Raw genomic sequence first — 17,063 nt, forward strand, 5'->3', positions numbered from 1 at the left:
ACTATTCCTTATACAGCTTCAAAGCTGAAAGCAATGTATCATTCTCGCCCCTGCTTCCAACGGTAATTCGCAGGCAGTTCTCACAGTGCAGTTCTCGGCTCCTGTTTCGTACGATAATACCTCTTTGGGCAAGATACTGGTAGAGCTTGTTGGCATCGGTGACCCGCACCAGCAAAAAGTTGGAATCACTGGGAAAGACCTTCACGACACAGGCAAGGCCAGAAAGGGCAGCGGCCATCCTCGCCCGTTCGGCAAGGGTTTCCTTCTTTGTCGCTTCCACCTGGGCCCCTTGAGCCAAAGCCTTCAGGGCAAGCTCCTGAGATGGTCCCCCAACATTATAGGGGTACTTCATGCTGGTAAGGACAGCACAGACATCCTTGCTCGCCACTGCGATCCCCACCCGTGCGTTGGCCAGTGCCCAGCATTTGGAGAGGGTACGGAGCACGACAAGGTTGGGGAACCTCGAAAGCAAGGTGACCGCACTTTCGTAGGATGAGAAATCAAAATATGCTTCATCCACCACAGTAATGCCATCGAAGAGGGTGCAGACCCTCTCGATCTGCTCAAGAGGATAGGCATTGCCGCTGGGGTTGTTGGGAGAACAGATGAAGAGCAGTTTGCACCTGCCCTCTTTCCTCTCTAGTTTCTCCTTTTCGAGAAATGCCTGCAGGGCTTCGAAATCGATGGCAAAACCGGAGGTAAGGGGGACCTGGTCGATGCCCACATCGTTGATGTCGGCAAAGACTCGGTAGGCTCCATAGGTGGGGCTCATAATGATCGTCCTGTCCTTGCCAGGGTTGCAGAAACAGCGGAAGAGGTTGTCGATGAGTTCATCACTGCCGTTGCCGATGACAGTATTGGCAAACGGGAGGTCCAGCACCTCAGCAAGGGCTCTCCTGATGTGAGTGCTGAGAGGGTCGGGGTAGCGGTTACGCCCCTGGTCCCCCACAAAGTCTCTCCAGTTCTCATTGGCATCGAGGTATACCTCAGCCTCCCCGACAAAATCATTGCGCGCACAGCTGTAGGGGATCAGGTTGGCTATGTTCGCTCGAAGCAGTTCTTTCATTTCTTCTCTCCCAATCGTACAAGGACGGCATTGCGGTGGGCCAGCAGGGCCTCCGCTTCAGACATGGAAACAAGCGTATCGGCAAGGTCGGCAAGACCTTCTCTACTCAACTTCTGCACGGTGATCTTCTTGAGGAAGGAGTCGGTACTCACCCCGCTATGGCTATGGGCCCATCCATTGGTAGGGAGGGTGTGGTTTGTTCCGCTGGCATAGTCACCAGCACTCTCACACGAGTAGGGGCCCAGGAAGATGGAACCTGCATTGACCACCAGGGCCTCAAGTTCCTCAGGGGCACTCGTGTTGATGATCAGGTGCTCCGGGGCATAGTCGTTTACCACCTGGGCTGTCATCTGGAGTGTCGGGCAGACAAAGGCCCTGGAGTGGGAAAGGGAAGAGAGCAGGTAGGGCAGACGGTCCAAATTCGCAAGCTGGAGGGACAGCTCCTCTTCAACCTTGTCAAGAAATGCGAAGCCGGCTTCCTTTTCAGCCAGGACCACGAGCATCGACTGGCTGTCAAACCCATGTTCGGCCTGGCTAAGCAGGTCGCTGGCAACAAAGGCTGCATTGGCATCAGGGGTAGCTACAACCATGACCTCACTGGGGCCTGCCGGCATGTCGATGGCACAGGAGGTAGTGCTGACCTGCTTCTTCGCCTCGGTCACGTACTGGTTCCCCGGGCCGAAAATCTTGTCCACCTTGGGGACGCTCTCACTGCCATATGCCATTGCGGCTATGGCTTGGGCGCCCCCAAGCTTGAAGACCTTCCTGATCGAGCACATTGAGGCAGCATAGAGGATGGCAGGATGGACCTTCCCATCCTTGTTGGCAGGGGTGCAGAGCACCACATCCTTGCAACCGGCCACCTGGGCAGGGATGCCCAGCATCAGGGTGGTAGAGATGAGGGGAGCTGTCCCCCCTGGGACATAGAGCCCTACCCTTTGGATCGGTACGATCTTGCGCGAAAGGGTTATGCCCGGCTTTACCTCAAGCTGCTCCCCTTTGGGAAGCTGCAGGGCATGGAAGGATCGGATATTTCCAGCAGCAATGGCCAAGGCATTCTTCAGATCTTGTGAAACCAGTAGTTCCGCTTCCTGAAATTCCTCTTCTGACACTGCAAGGGATGTGAGTTCAGCTTTGGTGAACTGCTGTTCCAAGGAGAACAGGGCAGTATCGCCTTCCCTCTCGACCCGAAAGAGGATCTCGGCCACCTGCTGTTCCACCTTGTGGGCATCAGAGCTGGTCCGCCTTAGCAGGCGGGCAAGCTCCTCCCCTTGTGGTGCATAATTTCTGCTAAGATATGCCATGGTTCTCTCCTACTCCGTCATCTTCTCAATGGGGGTTACCAGAATTCCCTGGGCCCCGAGAGCCTTGAGCTGTTCAAACACATCCCAGAACAGGTCCTCAGCAACTACGGTCTGAACCGAGAGCCAACCCTTCTCCATGAGCCGGGTTACCGTTGGGCTCTTCATGCCTCCCACGATACCAGCCACCTGGTCAAGATGCTCCTCAGGGAGGTTGAAGATGACATACTTGTAGGAAGCAGCCCTCATGACGGCATCGATACGCAGCAGCAGGCGGGAGAGGATGGCTGCCTTCTCATCGTTGCCCATCTTCTTTCGGCCTATCATGACAGCAGTCGAGGTGTAGATCTTCTCGACCTCACGGAGCCCGTTCATGGCAAGGGTGGCACCGGTGCTCACCAGGTCGCAGATGACATCGGCCAACCCAATGGCAGGGGTTACCTCGACCGAACCGGATACCTGGACAAAAGTTGCCTTGATTCCTTTTTCAGAGAGAATCCCCTCCAGGATGTGAGGGTAACTGGTGGCGATACGCTTGCCTTCCAGGGAAGCGAGTCCCTGGTAGCTGAAGTCGTTGGGAACGGCGATGCTGAGCCGGCATTTTGCAAAACCCAAGTCCCGGATGACCTCCAGGTCGATGGCCTGCTCATCAAACTCGTTACGCCCTACAATGCCGATATCAGCAACCCCGTCACGTACATAGGAAGGGATATCGTCATCACGGACATAGAGGAACTCCAAGGGAAAATTGGAGGCCTCCTCCTTCAGAACCCGGGAGTCCGAACCGAACTTTATCCCACAGTTCTTGATAATCTCCAAGGATTTCTCACTCAGCCGGCCGCTCTTCTGAATCGCTATGCGTACTACCTGTCCCATCGAATTCCTCCTGGTCAAACGACAAAAAAACCTCCGCGACATGCGGAGGTCTGTATATAGGTAACAGCGCCCACCTGTCTAAGGTCGGATAATCATGCCATGATGATGGATGCTGTAATGGTTCATATTCATGGAAACACCATACAATCAGAGAGAGGGACAAGTCAAGTCCTATCGGTACAAACTGCATACTTATTCAATTTCTATGCATTGGAACAAGAATCATAGGAAGGCAGGTCATCTGTAGCCTATCCACCTAGCTAATGTTCTTGTTCCCCTTCGAAAGGTTCGCCACGGCAAATATTGAGGTACCCAGGATAAGCAGGAAGGAGATGGCATTGATGACAGGGGTCGAGCCGTCTCGTACCTGCATATACATGTTTATCGGCAATGTCGCCTGGGAGCCCACCAGGAAGATCGTGGTGTTGAAGTTTTCGAAGGACATGAGAAATGCCATGGCAGCTCCCCCTATGATGGAGGGCCTCAGGTACTTGAGGGTAATGAACCAGAGCACCTGAGCCCTGTTGGCTCCCAGGTTGTAGGCCGCCTCCTCCAGGCTATGGTCAAACTTCTTCAGCCTTGCAGAGACAACCAAGGCCACAATGGTAGAGATGAACGATGACTGTCCAAGCACCACAAGAGGGAAGCCCGGGCCCAAGAACTTGATGTAGATGTTGAGATGGTCCTCGATGAACAGCCCTATGGCATTGGAAAACATCAATATGGAGATGCCCAGGATGACACCTGGGATAACCAGGGGCGCTATCATGAGAAAGTAGAGGGCTCCCTTGAACCGGAAATTCTCCTGCTCGAACAGGAAGGCTGCGCAGGTGCCCAGGAAGGTTGAGACAATGGCAACAGAGATGGCAACCCTGAAGGAGGTAAAGAGGCTTCTCAAATTGGTCTGGTCATGGAAGATGCCATACTTCTGGGGGCCTTTCCCAAAGAACCAGTCCAACGTGAACCCTTGCCAAGGAAGGGATGGGTACATGGAGTCGTTGAAGGCGAGCACCATCGTCACCACCAAAGGGGCAAAGAGAAAAATGAAGTAGAGGACGATAAAGAGGGTAAAACCATGGCGGTATCTCTTTGAGGATGGTAGGGACCTGATCATTTGACCACCTCCTTGAGGTTCTGTCTGGTAAGCTTGAGGATGACCCAGATTATCAGCGACGAGAGCAGCAGCAAGAGGAAGCCAAATGCTGCACCCTGGTTCCAGTTGAAGTAGAGGATGATCTGGTTGTAGATCTGCTCGGTAAACCAGAGGGAGTTCTTGCCCCCCATCAGGTTTGGGGTAAGGTAGCTTCCCAATACCAGCATGAAGACGATGATGCCCCCACTGACCAGGCCCGACGCACAGTGCGGTATGATGATGGTCCGCCAGATGGCTATCTTCGATGCACCAAGATCGTAGGCTGCCTCGATAAGGGAGTTGTCCAGGTCATCCATTACCCCGATGACCGGCACCACCATGAACAGCATGCTGGTGTAGACAAGGCCCATGATCATCGTGGCATCCCTGTAGAGCATCTCCACAGGTTGCTTGAAAATCCCTATGGAGACAAGGAAATGATTCAGCACACCACTCTCCCTCAGCAAGATCATCCAGCCATAGACCCGGATGAGTTCACTTACCCAGAAGGGAACCAGGATGAGGATCATCAGGACCCCACTGATCTTGGGCTTCACGATCTTGGAGATGTAGAAGGAGACAGGAAGGGAGATGACCATCACCAGGAAGGTCACGAGGATGGAGTACCCTGCAGTACGGACAAAGGTGAGCCAATAGATGGGCTCCTTGAAAAAGGCAAGGTAGTTGTCCAGGGTGAACTTGCCGGTATTGGCCTTGGTAAAGGAGAGCTTCAGCAGTTCCAGATGGGGCAGGACGATAAGAAGGAGGAGCCATAGGGCAACAGGAAGGAAAAAGAAGAGGAAGCCCCACTGTATGTGTTGTCTATTCTTCATCATATAACTTCCAGTCACTGCGTTTGTAGCAGATGCTCTTGTTCATGTCCCAACCTATCTGGATGCGGTCCCCTGCCCTGATACTATCAAACTCTCTGGTCTGGGGAAGGGCGACCACCAGTTCATCCTCTGTGCCCAGGGGCTTGACCAGCAACCTGCTGTTCCCTCCATCAAAGAGGATGGACTTTACATCCACCGGCAGGGTGTTGAAGTTGGTGCGTCCAGTCCCAGGATTGATGATGACTGCCTCAGGACGGATAAAGAGGTCGTACTCATCCTTCTCGCCTGGAATCTCATACTGTCCTGAGAGCGTAATGTCAAAGGAAGATGCATATCTGGCTATGAATGTCCCGTGTGCATCGGATCGAAGGGAGACCCGCAGCTTGTTGTTGTTCCCCACAAACTGGGCGACAAAGGAAGAGCTGGGGTTGTGGTAGAGGTCCTGTGGGGATCCTATCTGTTCAAACCGTCCGTTGTTCATGACGGCAACGGTGTCGCTCATCACCATGGCTTCGCTCTGGTCGTGGGTGATGTAGACAAAGGTAGTCCCCACCTGGGACTGCAAGGTCTTCAGCTCGACCTTCATGTGTTCGCGAAGCTTGGCATCGAGGGCCCCCAACGGTTCATCAAGCAGGAGGACCGTGGGTTCCATGATGAGGCAGCGGGCGATGGCAATGCGTTGCTTCTGCCCACCCGAGAGTTGGCTGATCTGTTTTTTCCCTGACTCAGGAAGTCCCACTCTTTCGAGAAGCTTTCGTACCTTCTTGTCGACATCAGGGCCCCTCTCCCCTCTTCGGCGAAGGCCAAAGGCTATGTTCTCATGGACATTCATCATGGGAAACAGGGCGAGGTTCTGGAATACCAGGTTGACGGGTCGCTTGTTGGGTGCGATCCCATCCATGTTCTTCCCATTGAAGAGGAGCGTTCCTCCATCGGGTCTGTAGAAGCCTGCTATCATTCTGAGCAGGGTTGTCTTGCCGCAACCCGAAGGACCGAGGATAGAAAAGAACTTTCCATCCTCAACTTCAAACGAGACCTGGTCGACTGCGGTAAAATCACCAAAGCGCTTGGTGAGCTTCTGTACTGAGAGTGCACTATCCATTGTGTTGTCTACCTTGAGGGGTGCCAATAGCCGGTCTTGCCAGCTATTGGCACAGTGTGTGATGGGTTTTCTGCTAACGGGCAGCTTTTACCTTGTCCAGGGTCTTTCCTTCCATCTCCTCAATGCCTGCTGGGACGGTGGGATACCAGTTGATGTTGGCCAATACTTCTGGAGGAAGGCCACGGGTGAAGTTTGCCCTGATCTCGGGATCGAGGAAGTTCACGGCATCCTTGGATGCTGTTCCGTAGGTCTCACGGTTGGTAAAGAATGCGGCATTCTCTGCCCTCAACATAAAGTTGATGTATGCATAGGCTGCATCGAGGTTCTCGCTCTTTGCCGGAATGGCGAAGGTGTCAACCCAGGCCAAGGCACCGCTGCTGGGGGCAAAGTAATCGATGTTTGGGTTCTCGGAGTGGAGTTTCCATCCTGCCTGTTCCCATGCAGAAGCAGCCCAGACCTCTTCAGAACGCAGGGATTGGAGCAACTGGTCCCCATTGTCCCAATAGGTCTTTACCGAAGGCTTGCCGGCGATGAGGACCTTCTCCATCTCGTTGAGGAACTTCTGGTATCCTGCAGGGTCGTTGTAGAGGGAGAAAGGATCATAGCCAAGGGAGAATCCCATGCCAATGAGCGTTGGTCTCTTCAAGCGGTAGGAGACCCTTCCGGCATACTTGGGATCGAGCAGATCCTTGAAATCCTTGATATTGGGGGCCTTTGCCGTGTTGACCACCAACCCCTCTGTACCATAGATATGGGGGACAGCATAGGACTTGCCTCCAACGAGGGTGTTCTTCTTGACTGCCTCAAGCAAGGAGGGGTCTATCTGGTTAGTATCAAGACGGGTGTAGTCGATGGGCTGATAGATCGCATACTGCTCCACGACAGAGGATATGCGGTCCTGAGATGGCTGGGCAAGGTCAAAACCACCACCACGGGTTGCCCTGAGTTTGCTTATCATCTCTTCGTTGTTGCTGAGGGTGACCTCTACCTTGTAGCCTGTCTCAGCGGTAAACTTGTCCAACAATTCTTGTGGGGCATAGCCTGACCAGGTGATGATGCGAAGGACTGGGTTCTTTGCTTCACCAGAGGCTTGCGCAAAGAGGGATGTCCCTACGACCATAAGAACCAAGAGAACCAGAACGAGTTTCTTCATACCTAATTCCTCCTTTAGGAATATGAGGAGCTCACTGTCTTCTATTTGCACATCCCTTGTTGTATACCTTACAGCCTGCACCTCAAGACCATGGTATGCCCTGCCATTGCATAAGTCAATTCTAAATTACAAAGAGCAAAACTGTGGTATCACTGCAAAATCATAGTCCTGTTTTGCAAAACAAACACATTCACCAACCATGTGTCGGCGATACTACTGGTCTGTCGTGTGGGAAGTTAAGGATCCTTTTCTGGAGCTTCTACTTCGAGATGAAGTAGCAGTATGCCTATGAGGGTAGGAAGGGAACAATTCAGGTATCTTTCGAATAGTACGATTGCATGCCAGGATCCTCAGACAAAGAAAAGGGAGCTGCATGCAGCTCCCCATCCAGTACATAACCCTTTGGCTATCCGTGCTCTGGCCTACCCTTCTAGTTGGCCATCACCAGGTCCAGGTCAATCTCACAGGCAACAGTCGGCATGCCACAACCCCAGTTTTCCAATACCTGGGGGTGTATCTCGCCAAAGACGCCGACCTTGATGTCCCCGATCATGACAGCGGCACTTCTTCCGGGGATGAAGCGGGTATCACTCTCAAGGGAGGCAAGAGAGTACTCCTTGCCAAGGAAATACATCAGGGTGTTTACCAAGGAGGAGGCCTCATTGAAGCCCATGACACTGTCAGAGCTGAGGAAGCCCAGATAGTTTCTGGTTGTAGTCCCACTGTTATCCGTATCATCAAGGAAGGCAACCTTGCCCACCTCGAAGATCTTGTGCGGGAAGGGAGCATGGCCTGAGACACTCTCACTCTCCATCAGGGAGGGAATGATCGAGGGCCGCACCATCTCGTAGTTCTCGCTCATCGGATTGGAGATGGAGATGTAGGACTTTCCATCAACCTGCATGTTGTCCACATACTCTTTTCTTGAACCAAGGTAGTTGTAGACCATCTCCTGGAAGCCGAGGCCTACCATGATGTCCTTAACCTTGCGTCCCAGCTCCTCGGCAGCGGTAAGCCTGCCGACGGTGAAGTCCTGAGGCATCTCAGGCTCGAAGTTGCCCAAACCATATCCGATCATGATGTCCTCAACCAGGTCAGCCGAGTGGAGGAAGTCGTTGCGGAACTCAGGGACTGTAGCGTAGATCGTGTCGTCGCTGTAGAAGGCATAGATGCCCATCTTCTTCAGGGAAGCAACTGCCTCCTCGCCACTCATCTTCTCCCCCAAGGTCTTGTGGACCAGGGAGAGCGGGCAAGAAGCCGGCTCCTGGAAGTAGTATGGGACGGTGATCTCCTTGCCAAACTCGGTCTCTTCAGGATAGATGACCTTGACAGGGAGGATCTCAAAACCCAAGTCACTCATATCGCATGCCATGATGGAGGCAGCGAGAAGCATATCACGCAGGTCAGAGCCGGAGAGCTCGAGGAAGAGCTCGTCATCCCCTATCTCGACAGCCCCAATCCGGGCACTGTTGATGACAGGAGGAAAGGAGAGGGTATCGCCATTATCGTCGGTGATGTAGGGAAAGAGCGGACTGCCAGAGACAATATGGCCGAACTCCTTGCCCTTGGGATGCACCGAGCAGATCTCCCTGAGGGTAAGCTTCTCACTCATCCCAAGCGGGACAAAGCTGGTGGTATCCGGATCGACACCCTGGTAGTGCACTGGGTACTTGATGAGGGCCGATCGGTAGATGCCCATGGCTATGGTCTTGCGCTTGCGCCCAAAGTTAGAGCAAAGCTTCTCCTGGCTCTGGATAAGGGCCTCAAGGTCATGCTCATTTACCTTGTGTCCCTTTGCAGCAAAGGCAACACAGTAGGGACGGACAGAGAGGACAGAGCTGTGGACATGCACCTCACGCCCCTCGTGGTCAAAGGACTCTTCATTGGTGGAACAGAAGTCATAGACAGGAGCCTCGACACCCCAATAGGATTTCAGAAGGCGTGCAACACCGGCAGCTGACCAGAGGTCGGGCCGGTTGGTGTCATTGAGTTCAATCTTGAGGATATCCCCTTCATGCCCGTCGAGTTCGGCCTTTGCAACAGGAAGAATATCTTCCAGCTGGCTATCGGTGAGGGTTTTTCCCAGCAAGCCATAGAACAGCTCACCTGTAGTTTCAATCTTTGGCATTAGTTTCCCCTCCTCGTGCGTACCGACTCAATGTTCGGGGTAAAGAGTTCACGAAGGTCATTCAGACCGAGGTGCATCAGGGCCATGCGGTCGATACCAAGCCCCCAGGCCAGGACAGGGACATCAATCCCCAGGGCCTTCGTTACCTCAGGGCGGAATATTCCACTTCCACCCAGTTCGAACCATCCCAGGACAGGATGCTTGATGTGCACTTCAATGGAAGGCTCGGTGAACGGGAAGTAGCCAGGTACATACTTGACCTCTTCAGCTCCGGCGATCTCTTCGGCAAACATCTTCAACAGCCCCAGCAGGGTCTTCAGGTTTACATCATTGCCAAGCACGATACCTTCGGTCTGGTAGAAGTCAGCGCCATGGGTGGCATCGACCTGGTCGTAGCGGAAACATCGGGCAACACCGAAGTACTTGCCAGGAACCTTTGCAGTGGGAAGCTGGCGGGCAGAGAGGACAGTCCCCTGGCTTCTCAGTACCTGGCGTCGGGTAAACTCATGGTCGAATTTGTAGCCCCAGCCACGGCTACCGGTATTCCAGCCATCCTCATGGGTCTGGGAAACCTGGCTAAGCCAAGGTTCCTCAATCTTCTTGCAATGGACAGGATCCTTCACATAGTAGACGTCATGGATGTCGCGGGCACTGTGGAACTGTGGCATGAAAAGGGCATCACCATTCCAGAACTCGTTTTCGACAAGGGAGCCGTCGAACTCCTCAAAGCCGAGGGCACAAAGCTTGTCCTTCACCCATTGCAGATAGTTGCCATAGGCGTTGTGCCTGCCGGGGATGAGGCGCGAGGTCGGGGCATTGAGGCCGTAGGGCCTGAAGGAACCACTCTTCCAGCTCCCGCTTGAGAGCATCTCAGCGGTGACAGAACCGAGCTCTTCACCGGTGATGTTCTGCTCGAAAATTGCTTTTCGGGCCAACTCGCCGTTCTCGGTCAAAGCGAAGACAAGGTCCTCACGTTCGGCCATCTTGAAGGGGGAGTTGGTAGCACCACGCTTCTTCGCGATCTTGGCCATCGCACCCCTCTCGTCATCGGAAAGCGAGCTCTCTGCAATTTCACCGGAAAGGCCCTTGGTGAGCAAGGAGGCAGCAACCTCCACTTCAAGAGGAAGCGTGTTGCTTTTCAGGGCGGCCTTGTTGTCCTGGTTCATGAAGGCAACACCAGCCTTGGATAGTTGGCCGAATGCAGAACCGATCTCGCTCTTGTCCAGACTGAGCTTTTCGGCTATCTCAGGAAGGGTATGCTCGCCATCCTTCGCAAGGAGGGCAAAGATGCGCTGGGCAGGGGTGCCTTTCTCCTGCTGCTCACGGCCGAAGTCAGTAAGTTCATAGAACACACCTTTGGTGCGGCTTGTTTCGATCAGGTATCCCTTGGCGCTCAACCAGCTGAAAGCCTGGTTGCACTGCCCTACTTTGTAGCCGAGCTCCTCAACGATACGCTCCCCTGTAATACTTTCACCGAGGGCGACATGCCTGAGAAGGCGGACTTCAAGGGGATGTAAGTTCTTTACATCAATATCCATGCTGTTAGTACTCCTGTAAATCAGCGCCGCAAAAGATGCGGCGCAAGTGGTCTCATTCTAGCCTCTACAGGGAAAAAAGGAAAGGCTCTGTCGGACGGAAAAGTCGGCGAACAGAGGCAACAACCTCTTCTTTTGTGGGAATGACCTGTTTTTCCAACTCGAGGGAGAAGGGAATCGGGCTCTCCTTGCCACAGAGACGCACAGGTGGAGAGACCAGGGAGGCAAAGCACTGTTCATCCGAAACAACCAGGGAGACCACCTCTGCACCATACCCACCTGCTTCAGGGCTGTCATGCACGACCAATAGCCTCTGGGTCTTCAGCACCGAACGGAGGATGGTCTCCTTGTCCATCGGCTTGATGGTTGCAAGGTCGATGACCTCCACCTCTATCTCGTCCTGGGAGCTCAGGATGGTTGCCGCTTCCAGGCATGTCATGACGGCGTGGCTGTAGGAGACGATGGTTACATGCTCACCCCGTTTCTTGACAACAGCCTTGCCCAAAGGCATCAGGTAGTCGCCATCACCAACCGGGCCAAGATTGTTGTACAGGTGCTTGTTCTCAAAATAGAGGACTGGGTTGTTGCTGCGTATGGAACTTTTGAGCAGGGCCTTGGCATCGCCTGGGCAGGAAGGCGCTACGATAATGAGTCCCGGCACGTTGGCAAACATCGCCTCCAGGCTCTGGGTATGCTGGGCCCCGTGGCCAGTACCGCTGCCGATCGGGGCACGGAGCACCATCGGGCAGGAGAGCTGGCCGGCACTCATGAAGCTGGCCTTGGCCGCATGGTTGATGATGGGGTCGCTTGCAAGGGTGGAGAAATCACCATACATGATCTCCACCACCGGGCGCAGTCCTAGCATGGAAGCCCCTACTGCAAGGCCTGTAAAGGCCTCTTCACTGACCGGGGTCTCATGCAGTTGGGAGGGGTGCTTCTCAAAGAGGGAGCCGGTTACCTTGAAACATCCACCATACTGGCCGATGTCCTCCCCAATGAGATGGACGGCCTTGTCGCGCGCCATCTCCTCATCGATGGCCTCACGGATCGCCTCACGGTAGCTTATCCTGCGTGTGGGTATCCCGTTTGAAAGGCGTAGGGCCACTTCTTCCTCAGGGGCAAAGAGATAGCCCATGGCCTGCTCAAGGCTCACATGGGAGTAGCGCAAGGCGATGGCTGCCTTTGCAGCCTCCTCAACCTTGAGCCTTTCAGCAAGTATGATGGAGGCCACATCCTCTTCGGTGAAGAGAGTACTGGCTACCATGACCTTGGAAAACAGGGTAATGGGATCCCTCTGGAGCCAAAGGGACTCCTCCTCCCTACTTCTGTAGACACAACTGTCGCTTTTTGAATGGCCACAACTGCGATAGGTCTTCACCTCAAGGAAATAGGGACGGCTGGTGCTCCGGATCTTTTCCACTGCTATCTTTGCTGCCAGGTAGACAGCCTCGACATCATTGCCATCGACGACTGCATACTCGATGTCATACCCCTCAGAACGCCTTGCGATGGAGTCAGTTGCCACCATCCTACGGGTAGCTGCACTCATCCCATAACCGTTGTTCTCACAGAAAAAGAGCACGGGAAGATCCCATACAGAAGCGAGGTTCATGCTTTCATGAACCGCACCCCGGCTGGTTGCACCATCGCCGAAGATGGCAACGCTTATGGCAGGGCTCTTCTGATTCTTGAGAGCAAAGGCAATGCCTGTTGCAAGGTTCACACCACTGCCGACAACGGCAGAGGATCCTGCATTGAAGTGTTCGACATCTGTCATGTGCATGGAGCCGCCAAGGCCCTTGCAAATACCGTCGGATGAGCCAAACATCTCACTGAACATCTTTTGTTCGTCCGTTCCCCTGGCAATGGTATGCCCATGGCAACGATGGGTGGGAACTATCCAATCACTCTGGTTCAATGCAAGGGAGAGTCCAGCCTGTGTGGCCTCCTGCCCGATGGAAAGGTGGGTGGTCCCATGCATTTCCTTATGCTTGAAGAAGGTATCGATCATTTCCTCGAAATGGCGCGAACGTACCATGATTGACAGCGCTTCGTGCGCCTGTTCCCTAGAAAAATGCATCTTTGCTCCTTGGCAGGATATGGAGTCCCGCCCTTTCAAGCCATAAGGCCCGAAGCTATACTATTGTAGTGCTCCCAGCCTATTGATTGGCCAGTATTTTGTCAATAAAACCTACATATACAGTGTGGTAATCTTCGTCACCATAGTGCTCTTCGATCTCGGGGAGCACAAACTGGGATTTCTCTATCTGCATCACAGAGGCCTTGGTACAGGAGAAAACCAACGAAGCCTGCCTGAAGGTTACACGGTCAGGTCCTGAATCGGTAGGGATGTAGTCGGGTTGCAGGCCGGTAGCTGCAATCTTGTCCCCATCCCGGCCACTATGCTGGCCGCACCAGAGCAGGGTATCCTTCATGTCGGATCCAAGGAATGAACAGGTAAAGCCATCGGATTCCTCAAGGAACTTGTGGGTGTGCCTGCTTCCCCGTACAAAGACGGTCACCATGTTCCTTCCCCACAGCACCCCCATGGCACCCCAGGATGCAGTCATGACATTGAAATGCTCAGGACTGCCTGCGGTGATGAGGAATCCATCCTTCCCTATTGCGGTAAAGGGATTCATCTCCAATACATCAGCTGCTACTTCAACATACATCGAGGGCCTCCTAACGTCACCATCAGTGTAACTTCTGGCAATACTGCGGTCAAGTAGGCATTTTTTATGGAGAGGAGATACTGGCACGACTGCGGATTGCTTTTTCGGAATCGCTCAATTGTCTCTTACCTACACCCGGTCGTAGCAGCAAGCCAGCCATTGCCTTCCTGGCATGATCCTTCGCTGCACTCTTTTTCCAGTGGCGGCAACCCCATATCCGACATTGACACTCCCCTGTTTTTCGAGTATTCCTACCCTATACAGACATGGTACAAACAGGGCAACCTGTTTCGTTGAGGAGGCCCAATGAATCATTCCCTCTCGATCCCTGCTTTGACAGAGGATCTTTCGCGTGTTCTCATCGATGCAGACACGATCGACCGAAGAGTTAACGAGCTTGCAAGAAAAATCAGTGCAGACTATGCCGATACCGATGGCACCCTCCTGCTTGTTGGTGTCTTGAAGGGCTCATTCATCTTTATTGCCGACCTTGCACGCAAGCTCTCGGTCAACCATGTGGTTGACTTCATCGCCCTCTCCTCCTACAAAGGGGACCAGAGCGGCAACGTCCGTCTTTTGATGGACACCCGTGAGAATATGGAAAACCGACATGTGCTCATCATTGAGGACATCCTCGACAGCGGCAACACCCTCGACTACCTTATCCGTAACTTCAGGACCCGCAATCCTGCCTCAGTGAAGACAGCCGTCCTGTTGGACAAGCCCGATAGGCACTGTGTGCCCATCACCATCGACTATCTTGGTTTCACAATCCCCGATGTCTGGGTTGTCGGGTACGGACTTGACTATAACGAAAAGTATCGGACCCTTCCCTATATAGCAGAAATGTTTCCACAAGCCTAAACGCCAAGGAGCGAGAGATGGACAAGAAAAAGTTCTATGTAAGTTACAATTCGGTTCACAAGTTGGTGAAAAACCTAAGCGAGCAGCTTATCTCCACCGGCTTCGACCCGGATGTGATCGTTGCAATCGGAAGTGGTGGGTTCATCCCTGCCAGGATCATGAAGACCTTCATCAATCGCCCTATCTATGCAGTGGGAATCTCCTACTACGGAATTGACAACAAGCACAAGGACCACCCTACCAAGATCCAGTGGATCGACGAGGTGCAGTCCCAGCTGGAAGGGAAGAAGGTCCTGCTCATCGACGAGGTTGACGACACCCGCGCCACGCTGGCATACTGCGTTGGGGAACTGTTGAAGTTCAAGCCTGAGGAGATTGCAGTCCTGGTCCTGCACAACAAGCAGAAGGACAAGGATGTCGAGTTCCCTATCGAAATCAAACGCTACTTCGCAGGCCTGGAGCTGGGCAATGTCTGGATCAAGTACCCATGGGATGCTGAGGACATTGAAGAGCACACGGAAAACGAACGAATCATGCTTGAGCAGACCAAGGAGCGCACCTGATGAGCAACATCACTTCAATTGTAGGGGCACAGTGGGGAGACGAGGGAAAGGGCCGTATTGTCGACTATCTGGCTGTACACTCTGACATCGTAATCCGCTACCAAGGCGGGGACAATGCTGGACATACCGTCATCAACGACAAGGGCAAGTTTGCCCTGCACATCATCCCATCAGGGATCTTCAACCCAGAGACAACCAACATTGTAGGTGCTGGAACCGTGGTTAACTTTGAGACCATGGCAACCGAGCTTGCTTCCATCGCGGCAAAGGGCGTAGAGGTCACCAACCTCTTTGTGGACGTACGTGCCCACCTCATCATGCCCTACCATTGCATGCTCGACGGAGCACAGGAAGGTTCCAAAAGCCAGAAGATGCAGATAGGGACCACCAAGAGGGGCATCGGCCCCTGCTATAGCGACAAGGCCACCCGGTCGGGTATCCGCGCTGCTGACCTGCTCGATTTTGACCGCCTGAAGAACCGTCTTGAGATGGCCCTTCCCCAGAAGAACCGCGAACTCTCATACTTCGGTCTCCCTGAGGTCACCGTCGACGAGATGCTTGCACTCTGTGCCAAGTGGAGGGACCAGTTCGGCGACAAGATCATCGATACAGTTCCCCTTCTGCGCCAGGCGTATGAAGACAACAAGAAGATCCTGCTTGAAGGCCAGCTTGGCATCATGCGTGACCTCGACTGGGGAATCTACCCCTACACTACCAGTAGCTCCCCTACTTCCGGCGGTGCTACCTGCGGAGCGGGTATCGCACCGAGCAGGATCAGTGAGGTCATCGGTGTGGCAAAGGTCTACTCCACCAGTGTCGGTGGCGGCCCGTTCATGACCGAACTTTTCGACGAAATCGGCACCAAGCTACAGACAGTAGGCAAGGAGTTCGGTGCAACCACCGGCCGTCCCCGCCGCTGTGGTTGGTTCGATGCTGTTGCCGCCGACTACTCCTGTTGGATAAACGGCTTTACCAGCATCGCCCTTACCAAGCTCGACATCCTGGACAGCTTCGAGAAGCTGAAGATATGTGTCGCCTACAAGGTCAATGGGGAGATCATCAAGCACCTTCCCGAGACAGCCCAGCAGGAGATCGCCCAGCCTATCTACGAAGAGTATGACGGGTGGATGAGCGACACCACCAATGCAAGGAAGTGGGAAAATCTTCCCAAGAATGCCCAGATCTACTGCAAGCGGCTCTCCGAGCTTGTGGGTGCCCCCATCAAGTACATTTCGGTCGGCCCCGAACGCGACCAGATCATCATCATGTAAAGCCAAGCGGTCTGCCAAAAGCAGGCCGCTCTTCTTTCTTCACAAAAAACCAAACCCGGAAAAGTAAAAAAGAAAGGAATTATCCAAAGTTATTGACATATGCCAATAATACTTCTACGATAGAGAAGTAATTGACATATGTCTGAAACAGCATTCCTGAGATTCTGTTCTGAGAAAGGAGCATGTATGCCAAGACCAAGAAAGTGGAGAAATGTCTGCTCGCTGCCGGATAACAACAGATTTGGCCCCTTGGGGGTCTCTGCAGGCAGGCGAGAGGCCATAACCATGACCGTCGATGAATATGAGACCATCCGCCTCATAGACCTGGAAGGGTTCAACCAGGAGCTCTGTGCCAAACAGATGAACGTGGCAAGGACAACCGTGCAGGGGATCTATGAGGTGGCGAGAAAGAAAATCGCCGAATCCCTGGTAAACGGAAAGGTGCTGCTGATCGAAGGCGGAGAGTACCACCTGTGCGGGCAGGATGGACCCAGATGTACCATAGAGCGGGGGTGCAGGCACCGCCGCGGCCAAGAATAACACCCTATATCACATGGAGGAATT

The 17,063-nt window shown here is 53.5% G+C and carries 15 protein-coding genes; 4 read left to right on the forward strand and 11 right to left on the reverse strand.

Features of this window, described 5'->3' with window-relative positions:
- Window position 1: 1 nt before the first annotated feature.
- From hisC to ROJ03_RS08425, 11 genes are all read right to left on the reverse strand, one after another.
- Window positions 2-1,066, reverse strand: a complete 1,065-nt coding sequence (gene hisC, locus ROJ03_RS08375) for a histidinol-phosphate transaminase (RefSeq protein WP_313726571.1) — start codon at window positions 1,064-1,066, stop codon at window positions 2-4.
- A complete protein-coding gene (gene hisD / locus ROJ03_RS08380; RefSeq protein ID WP_313726572.1) occupies window positions 1,063-2,370 on the reverse strand; it encodes a histidinol dehydrogenase in 1,308 nt (435 codons plus the stop codon). Before hisD ends, hisC begins: the two co-directional genes overlap by 4 nt.
- A 9-nt stretch (window positions 2,371-2,379) precedes the next feature.
- Window positions 2,380-3,243, reverse strand: a complete 864-nt coding sequence (hisG, locus tag ROJ03_RS08385; RefSeq protein ID WP_313726573.1) for an ATP phosphoribosyltransferase — start codon at window positions 3,241-3,243, stop codon at window positions 2,380-2,382.
- A 256-nt stretch (window positions 3,244-3,499) separates the two neighbouring features.
- Window positions 3,500-4,357 carry an ABC transporter permease gene (locus tag ROJ03_RS08390; RefSeq protein WP_313726574.1) on the reverse strand — a complete coding sequence of 286 codons (858 nt, stop codon included), beginning with the start codon at window positions 4,355-4,357 and terminating at the stop codon, window positions 3,500-3,502.
- A complete protein-coding gene (locus tag ROJ03_RS08395; RefSeq protein WP_313726575.1) occupies window positions 4,354-5,208 on the reverse strand; it encodes an ABC transporter permease in 855 nt (284 codons plus the stop codon). The genes ROJ03_RS08390 and ROJ03_RS08395 overlap by 4 nt, the downstream gene beginning before the upstream one ends.
- Window positions 5,198-6,310, reverse strand: a complete 1,113-nt coding sequence (locus tag ROJ03_RS08400; protein WP_313726576.1) for an ABC transporter ATP-binding protein — start codon at window positions 6,308-6,310, stop codon at window positions 5,198-5,200. Before ROJ03_RS08400 ends, ROJ03_RS08395 begins: the two co-directional genes overlap by 11 nt.
- 73 nt (window positions 6,311-6,383) lie before the next feature.
- Window positions 6,384-7,463 carry an extracellular solute-binding protein gene (locus ROJ03_RS08405; RefSeq protein WP_313726578.1) on the reverse strand — a complete coding sequence of 360 codons (1,080 nt, stop codon included), beginning with the start codon at window positions 7,461-7,463 and terminating at the stop codon, window positions 6,384-6,386.
- Between the two features lie 430 nt (window positions 7,464-7,893).
- Complete coding sequence (gene pheT / locus ROJ03_RS08410) at window positions 7,894-9,591, reverse strand: phenylalanine--tRNA ligase subunit beta (RefSeq protein ID WP_313726579.1); 1,698 nt, start codon at window positions 9,589-9,591, stop codon at window positions 7,894-7,896.
- Window positions 9,591-11,129: a phenylalanine--tRNA ligase subunit alpha gene (locus ROJ03_RS08415; protein ID WP_313726580.1), complete on the reverse strand. Its 1,539-nt coding sequence runs from the start codon at window positions 11,127-11,129 to the stop codon at window positions 9,591-9,593. Before ROJ03_RS08415 ends, pheT begins: the two co-directional genes overlap by 1 nt.
- A gap of 64 nt (window positions 11,130-11,193) precedes the next feature.
- The gene (locus ROJ03_RS08420; RefSeq protein ID WP_313726581.1) at window positions 11,194-13,206 is read right to left on the reverse strand and encodes a dehydrogenase E1 component subunit alpha/beta; all 2,013 of its coding nucleotides are present in this window, start codon (window positions 13,204-13,206) and stop codon (window positions 11,194-11,196) included.
- A gap of 79 nt (window positions 13,207-13,285) precedes the next feature.
- The gene (locus ROJ03_RS08425) at window positions 13,286-13,801 is read right to left on the reverse strand and encodes a flavin reductase family protein (RefSeq protein ID WP_313726582.1); all 516 of its coding nucleotides are present in this window, start codon (window positions 13,799-13,801) and stop codon (window positions 13,286-13,288) included.
- A gap of 306 nt (window positions 13,802-14,107) precedes the next feature.
- Between ROJ03_RS08425 and hpt the strand changes: the two genes are divergently transcribed.
- The 4 genes from hpt to ROJ03_RS08445 all read left to right on the forward strand — a co-directional run bounded on the left by hpt (window position 14,108) and on the right by ROJ03_RS08445 (window position 17,039).
- Window positions 14,108-14,665, forward strand: a complete 558-nt coding sequence (hpt, locus tag ROJ03_RS08430) for a hypoxanthine phosphoribosyltransferase (protein ID WP_313726583.1) — start codon at window positions 14,108-14,110, stop codon at window positions 14,663-14,665.
- Between the two features lie 17 nt (window positions 14,666-14,682).
- Window positions 14,683-15,228, forward strand: coding sequence for a phosphoribosyltransferase (locus ROJ03_RS08435; RefSeq protein ID WP_313726584.1), 546 nt, complete (start codon window positions 14,683-14,685; stop codon window positions 15,226-15,228).
- Complete coding sequence (locus ROJ03_RS08440; protein ID WP_313726585.1) at window positions 15,228-16,499, forward strand: adenylosuccinate synthase; 1,272 nt, start codon at window positions 15,228-15,230, stop codon at window positions 16,497-16,499. The genes ROJ03_RS08435 and ROJ03_RS08440 overlap by 1 nt, the downstream gene beginning before the upstream one ends.
- A gap of 186 nt (window positions 16,500-16,685) precedes the next feature.
- Window positions 16,686-17,039, forward strand: a complete 354-nt coding sequence (locus tag ROJ03_RS08445) for a DUF134 domain-containing protein (RefSeq protein ID WP_313726587.1) — start codon at window positions 16,686-16,688, stop codon at window positions 17,037-17,039.
- The last annotated feature ends 24 nt before the right edge of the window (window positions 17,040-17,063 follow it).

The organism is Sphaerochaeta sp. PS, assembly GCF_032144095.1.
Lineage (GTDB): Bacteria > Spirochaetota > Spirochaetia > Sphaerochaetales > Sphaerochaetaceae > Sphaerochaeta.